We start from the raw sequence: 6,097 nt of genomic DNA on the forward strand, positions 1-6,097 counted from the left end.
GGTCACTGCTCCGCTCAAAGAAGGCGCAGGCGTTCGATCGCCGCGTCCATGGTCGCTTCATTCTTGGCGAAGCACAGGCGCACCAGGCGCTGACCGGCCGGCGGATTCTCGTAGAACGGCGACAGCGGGATGGCGGTCACGCCCTTCTCGATGGTCAGCCACTTCACGAACTCGTGGTCCGGCAGGTCGCTGATGGCCGAGTAATCGACCAGCTGGAAGTAGCCGCCGGGGACCGGCAGCGCCTTCAGGCGGGTGCTGGACAGCTGCTCGCGGAAACGGTCGCGCTTGGCCTGGTAGAACGCGCCCAGCTCGAGGTGGTGTTCGGGCTCATCGCGGATCATCGCGGCGAAGCCATACTGCGCCGGACCGAAGCTGGTGAAGGTGTTGTACTGGTGCACCTTGCGGAACTCGGCGGTCAGCGCCGGCGGGGCGATCGCATAGCCGATCTTCCAGCCGGTGCAGTGGTAGGTCTTGCCGAAACTGGAGATGACGAACGCGCGCTCGCGCAGTTCCGGGTAGCGCAGCGCCGATTCATGGCGGCGGCCGTCGTAGATGATGTGTTCGTACACCTCATCGGAGATCAGGTAGATCTGCGTGCCGCGCAGCAGCTCGGCCAGCGCCTGCATATCCTGCGCCGACAGCATCGCGCCGGACGGGTTGTGCGGGGTGTTGACGATCAGCATGCGTGTGCGCGGGGTGATCGCCGCACGCACGCGATCCCAGTCGACGGCGAAGGTCTGCGGATCCAGCGACACATGCACGGCCTTGGCACCGGCCAGATCGATCGCCGGTTCATAGCAGTCATAGGCCGGGTCGAGCACGATCACTTCTTCGCCGGCACGCACCACGGCGTGGATGGCGTTGAAGATGGCCTCGGTACCGCCACTGGTGACGGTGATCTCGCTGTCCGCATCGACCTGTGCGCCGTAGCAGTCCAGCGCCTTCTGTGCGATGGCCTGGCGCAGCGGCGCCACGCCGGTCATCGGCGGGTACTGGTTCAGCCCGGCGGCCATCGCCTTGGCCGTCTCATCGATCAGGCGCTGCGGCGCGGAAAAGTCCGGGAAACCCTGGCCCAGGTTGACCGCGCCGTGTTCGGCGGCGAGCTGGGACATCACGGTGAAGATCGTGGTACCGACCTTGGGCAGCTTGGTGTTGGGTTGCATCGGCCTGGAATCTGGGGGAACGAGGCCCAGAAGTGTACGAAATCCACGCTGCGACTGTGGGTTCAGCCGGTAGCGCCGGGCCATGCCCGGCGGCTCTTTGCATATGCCTTGCGGCCGCCGGGCATCGCCCGGCGCTACCGGGACAGCATTCACCGCTACAATTGCCGCCGCACTCCGGCATGAAGACCCCTGCCCCTTGAACACCCCTGCATTGCTGGCCGCCAGCGGCCTGAGCTTCTCCCGCAATGACGAGCCGGTGTTCGGCCCGCTGGACTTCCATGTGGACGCCGGCGAGGCCCTGCTGGTGCAGGGCGGCAATGGCGCCGGCAAGACCACGCTGCTGCGCGTGCTGGCCGGCCTGGCCCGGCCCGGTTCCGGCCAGGTACGGATCGACGGCAAGCCGGCCAGCAATGCCGAGCGCGCGCGCTATGTCGCCTATCTCAGCCACCTGCCGGCCCTGAAGCCGGACCTCGGCACGCTGGAGAACCTGCATTTTCTGTGTGGCCTGCACGGGCGCCGTGCGCGGCAGATGCCCGGCAACGCGCTGGCCATCGTCGGCCTGGCCGGCTACGAAGACACCCTGGTACGGCATCTGTCGGCCGGACAGAAGCGGCGGTTGGCACTGGCGCGCATCTGGCTGTCGCCGGCGCCGCTATGGCTGCTCGACGAACCCTATGCCAACCTCGACCTGGAGGGCATCACCCTGGTCAACCGGATGATCTCGGCGCACCTGCGCGCCGGTGGCGCTGCGCTGGTCACCACCCATGGCGCCTATGCCGCACCGCCGGTGCGTACCCGCCAGCTCGACCTCGGCGGTGCCGCATGATCGCGCCAGGCACCGAACCGGGCCTGTGGCAGACCGCGGGCGCCCTGCTCAAGCGCGACCTGCGCCTGCTCTGGCGCCGCCGCGGCGATGCGCTGCAGCCGCTGCTGTTCGCGGTGCTGGTGGTGGTGCTGTTCGCGCTGGCGCAGGGTCGCGAGCCGCAACTGCTGGCCGCCACCGCAGGCGCAGTGCTGTGGCTTGCGGTGCTGCTGGCCGGGCAGCTGTCGCTGGATTCACTGTTCCGCTCCGATGCCGAAGACGGCTCGCTGGAACAATGGCTGCTGGCGCCGGTGCCGCTGGCCTGGCTGGTGCTGGTGCGCGTGCTGCTGCACTGGGCCACCACCGCCCTGCCGTTGATCGTGGTCAGTCCGCTGCTGGCCGAAATGCTGCATCTGCCGCATGACCAGCTGCCGATGTTGCTGGCATCGTTGCTGCTGGGAACGCCGTTGCTGAGCCTGATTGGTGGCGTGGTCGCCGCGCTGACCGTAGGCATCCGACGCTCTGGTATTCTCGTGGCGTTGCTGTCGCTGCCGCTGTACGTGCCAGTGCTGGTGTTCGGCGCAGGCAGTCTGGCGGCAGCCGGACGCGGACAGGATCCGGTCGGTGCGCTGCTGATGCTGGGCGCCGGCCTGTTGGTCGCGCTGGTGCTGGCGCCGTTGGCCACCGCCGCTGCAATACGTATTTCTCTGAGTTGACCGAGCTGAGAGCCAATCCACCCCTGCTGGATAGCCGCCACGCATGAATCCGATTGTCCGCTGGTTCCACCAACTCGGTTCGCCCCCCACGTTCGACCGATTCGCTGCCCGCTGGTCGCGGGTGTTCTACCTCGCGGCGGTGCCGGTGCTGCTGGTCGGCATGTGGCAGGCGCTGCTGGTGGTGCCGCCGGAAGCCAAGCAGCTGGACAGCTTCCGCATCCTCTACATCCACGTGCCCAGTGCCTGGATGAGCCTGTTCGTGTTCGCGCTGATGGCGCTGTATGCCGCCATCGCCCTGATCTGGCGGATCAAGGTCTGCGAGATCCTGGCCATGGCCTGTGCGCCGATGGGCGCCGGCTTCACCCTGATCACCCTGCTGACCGGCAGCATCTGGGGCAAGGGTACCTGGGGTACCTGGTGGGACTGGGACCCGCGCATGACCAGTGAACTGGTGCTGCTGTTCCTGTACCTGGGCGTGATCGGCCTGTACCACGCCATCGAGGACCGCCGCAGCGCCGCGCGCGCGGCCGGCCTGCTGGCCATCGTCGGTGTCAGCCTGCTGCCGGTGATCCGCTATTCGGTGGACTGGTGGGGCGGCCTGCATCAGCGCCAGTCGATCAACGTGTTCGGTGAATCGGCAATCAGCAGCGCGATGATCGCGCCACTGTGGTGGATGGTCATCGGCACCAAGTTCTGGTTCGCCGGTTCGGTGCTGGCCAAGGCCCGCGCCGACAATCTCGACCGCGAGGCCGGCAAGGCCTGGGTCGGTGGCCGGGTCGATGCCGCACGCGCGGCCGGGGAGGCCCAGCCATGACCCACCTGCCCTATGTGATCGGCGCGTACGCCGTGTTCGTGCTGGTGCTCGGCGCCGATGCCATCGGTTCGTGGCTGCGCCTGCGCATGGCACGCCGGTTGGCGCTGGCACGCCAGCAGCGGCAGCAGACCCGCGCCGTCAAACAGGAAGCTGCGGCGCCGCTGTCGACGGAGCTGGAACGATGACGCCGGTACAACGCCGCCGCCTGGCCTGGGTACTGCTGGTCCTGCTCGCCTCCGGGCTGGCCACCGCACTGGTGGCGATGGCGCTGGAACGCAACATCGCCTACCTCTACACGCCCTCGGAAGTGCTGCGCGGGGATGTCGATGCACAGTCGCGGTTCCGCTTGGGCGGCATGGTGGTGAAGGGCTCCTTCAACCGCCCGGTCGGTTCGCTGGAAGCACGTTTCGAAGTAACCGACGGCGATGCCCAGCTGGCGGTGACCACGTCGCGGATTCTTCCGGACATGTTTGCCGAAGGCACCGCGGTGGTCGCCAGTGGCCGCCTGCAGGATGGTGTCTTCGTTGCCGACGAAGTGCTGGCCAAGCACGATGAAAAGTACGTGCCGAAGGAAGTGGCCGACAAGATGGGCGATGCCCATCGCAAGCATGACGTGCCGGTGACGGCACCCGAGGTGCGCTGAGTGCTGCCCGAACTGGGTCAGATCCTGCTGTTGTGCGCGTTGCTGGCCTCGCTGCTGCAGGCCGGCCTGCCGCTGGTCGGCGCGCATCGCAGCAATACGGCATGGATGGCGGTGGCACGGCCGGCCGCCTTCGCACAGCTGCTGCTGCTCGCCGGCGCGTTCGCGGTGCTGACCGCCGCGTTCGTGCAGCAGGATTTCTCGGTGCGCTACGTGGCCGAGAACTCCAATTCGCTGCTGCCGATGATCTACCGCTACTCGGCGGTGTGGGGGGCCCACGAGGGCTCGCTGCTGATGTGGGCGCTGGTGCTGGCGCTGTGGACCGGCGCGGTGGCGCTGTTCTCGCGGCACCTGCCGGCACGCGTGCAGGCGCGCGTACTGGCGGTGATGGGCGTGGTCAGCGTCGGCTTCCTCGCCTTTCTGATCTTCACCTCCAATCCGTTCCTGCGCCTGAACCCGGCGCCGCTGGAAGGCCGCGACCTCAACCCGCTGCTGCAGGACCCAGGGCTGATCATTCATCCGCCGATGCTGTACATCGGATACGTGGGCTTTGCCGTTCCGTTCGCATTCGCGGTGGCGGCCCTGCTGGAGGGGCGCATCGATGCGCGCTGGCTGCGCTGGACGCGGCCGTGGACCAACGTCGCCTGGGGCTTCCTGACCTTGGGCATCGCGCTGGGCAGCTGGTGGGCCTACTACGAGCTGGGCTGGGGCGGCTGGTGGTTCTGGGACCCGGTGGAGAATGCCAGCTTCATGCCCTGGCTGGTCGGTGCGGCATTGATCCATTCGCAGGCCGTCACTGAAAAGCGCGGCACGTTCGGCAGCTGGACCCTGCTGCTGGCGATCGCCGCCTTTGCGCTGTCGCTGCTGGGCACGTTCCTGGTGCGCTCCGGCGTGCTGACCAGCGTGCATTCGTTTGCCGCCGATCCTTCGCGCGGCCTGTTCATCCTGGTATTCCTGTCGGTGCTGATCGGCGGCAGCCTGCTGCTGTACGCGCTGCGCGCCAGCCAGCTCAGCGTGGACGCCGACGACCCGCGCCGTGGCTTCACCGCCACCTCGCGCGAGACCCTGCTGCTGGCCAACAACCTGCTGCTGGCCACCGCCTGCGCGATGGTCCTGCTCGGCACGCTGTATCCGCTGCTGGCAGATGCACTGTCGCTGGGCAAGATCTCGGTCGGCCCGCCCTACTTCGGCAGCCTGTTCCTGCTGCTGATGGCGCCGATGATCCTGCTGCTGCCGTTCGGCCCGCTGGTGAAGTGGCAGCGCGACCAACCTTCGCGTGCATTCGCCCTGCTGGCGCCCTGGCTGGGGCTGGCGGTGCTGCTGGGCGCGCTGGCCTGGTGGCAGGCGCCGCAGAACGGCTGGAAGGCCGGTCTCGGTGTCGCCGCCGCGGCCTGGGTCGGATTCGGTACCGCACGCTTCGTCTGGCAGCGCCTGCGTGGCAATGGTCGCTTCACCGCCGAGATGCTCGGCATGATCGTCGCCCACGCAGGCATCGCCGTGTTCCTGGCCGGTGCGTTGCTGGTGGAAGCCCTGAACGTGCAGCGCGAAGTGGCGCTGGCACCTGGCCAGCAACTGGTGGTCGGCCGCTACGAAGTGCGCTTCGAGGGCGTGGACCATCGCGAAGGTCCCAATTTCATCGCCGACCGCGGTCACCTGCGGGTGTTCCGCAACGGCCGCGAACTGGCCCTGCTGCATCCGGAGAAGCGCCAGTACGCCAGTGGTGGTCAGGTGATGACCGAGGCCGGCATCGATGCACGCTTCGACGGCGACGTCTACGTGGCATTGGGCGAGCCGCTGGGCAACAATGCATGGGCGGTCCGGGTCCACATCAAGCCGTTCGTGCGCTGGATCTGGCTGGGCGCGCTGTTGATGGCCCTGGGCGGATTCATCACCGCCGCCGACCGCCGTTTCCGTCGTCCGTAGGAGTTTCCATGTCCGAGTCCCCCGCCCCGCGCCCCTCCC

Annotated in this window: 7 protein-coding genes; 6 read left to right on the forward strand and 1 reads right to left on the reverse strand. The window is 67.9% G+C overall.

Annotation, left to right across the window (positions count from 1 at the left end):
* Window positions 1–14 precede the first annotated feature (14 nt).
* Window positions 15–1,163 carry a pyridoxal phosphate-dependent aminotransferase gene (locus tag ARC63_RS12495; protein ID WP_010486694.1) on the reverse strand — a complete coding sequence of 383 codons (1,149 nt, stop codon included), beginning with the start codon at window positions 1,161–1,163 and terminating at the stop codon, window positions 15–17.
* 103 nt (window positions 1,164–1,266) lie between these two features.
* Here ARC63_RS12495 and ccmA point away from each other — a divergent pair, with 103 nt between their 5' ends.
* The 6 genes from ccmA to ARC63_RS12525 are packed head-to-tail and all read left to right on the forward strand — an operon-like array spanning window position 1,267 to window position 6,058.
* A complete protein-coding gene (ccmA, locus tag ARC63_RS12500) occupies window positions 1,267–1,989 on the forward strand; it encodes a heme ABC exporter ATP-binding protein CcmA (RefSeq protein WP_414615535.1) in 723 nt (240 codons plus the stop codon).
* Complete coding sequence (gene ccmB / locus ARC63_RS12505; RefSeq protein WP_006456616.1) at window positions 1,986–2,681, forward strand: heme exporter protein CcmB; 696 nt, start codon at window positions 1,986–1,988, stop codon at window positions 2,679–2,681. Before ccmA ends, ccmB begins: the two co-directional genes overlap by 4 nt.
* 43 nt (window positions 2,682–2,724) lie before the next feature.
* Window positions 2,725–3,495, forward strand: coding sequence for a heme ABC transporter permease CcmC (ccmC, locus tag ARC63_RS12510; RefSeq protein WP_010486688.1), 771 nt, complete (start codon window positions 2,725–2,727; stop codon window positions 3,493–3,495).
* Window positions 3,492–3,680 carry a heme exporter protein CcmD gene (locus ARC63_RS12515; RefSeq protein WP_010486686.1) on the forward strand — a complete coding sequence of 63 codons (189 nt, stop codon included), beginning with the start codon at window positions 3,492–3,494 and terminating at the stop codon, window positions 3,678–3,680. The genes ccmC and ARC63_RS12515 overlap by 4 nt, the downstream gene beginning before the upstream one ends.
* Window positions 3,677–4,138, forward strand: coding sequence for a cytochrome c maturation protein CcmE (ccmE, locus tag ARC63_RS12520; RefSeq protein ID WP_057503465.1), 462 nt, complete (start codon window positions 3,677–3,679; stop codon window positions 4,136–4,138). Before ARC63_RS12515 ends, ccmE begins: the two co-directional genes overlap by 4 nt.
* Window positions 4,139–6,058, forward strand: coding sequence for a heme lyase CcmF/NrfE family subunit (locus ARC63_RS12525; protein WP_057503466.1), 1,920 nt, complete (start codon window positions 4,139–4,141; stop codon window positions 6,056–6,058).
* Window positions 6,059–6,097 lie beyond the last annotated feature (39 nt).

The organism is Stenotrophomonas geniculata ATCC 19374 = JCM 13324, from assembly GCF_001431625.1.
GTDB lineage: Bacteria > Pseudomonadota > Gammaproteobacteria > Xanthomonadales > Xanthomonadaceae > Stenotrophomonas > Stenotrophomonas geniculata.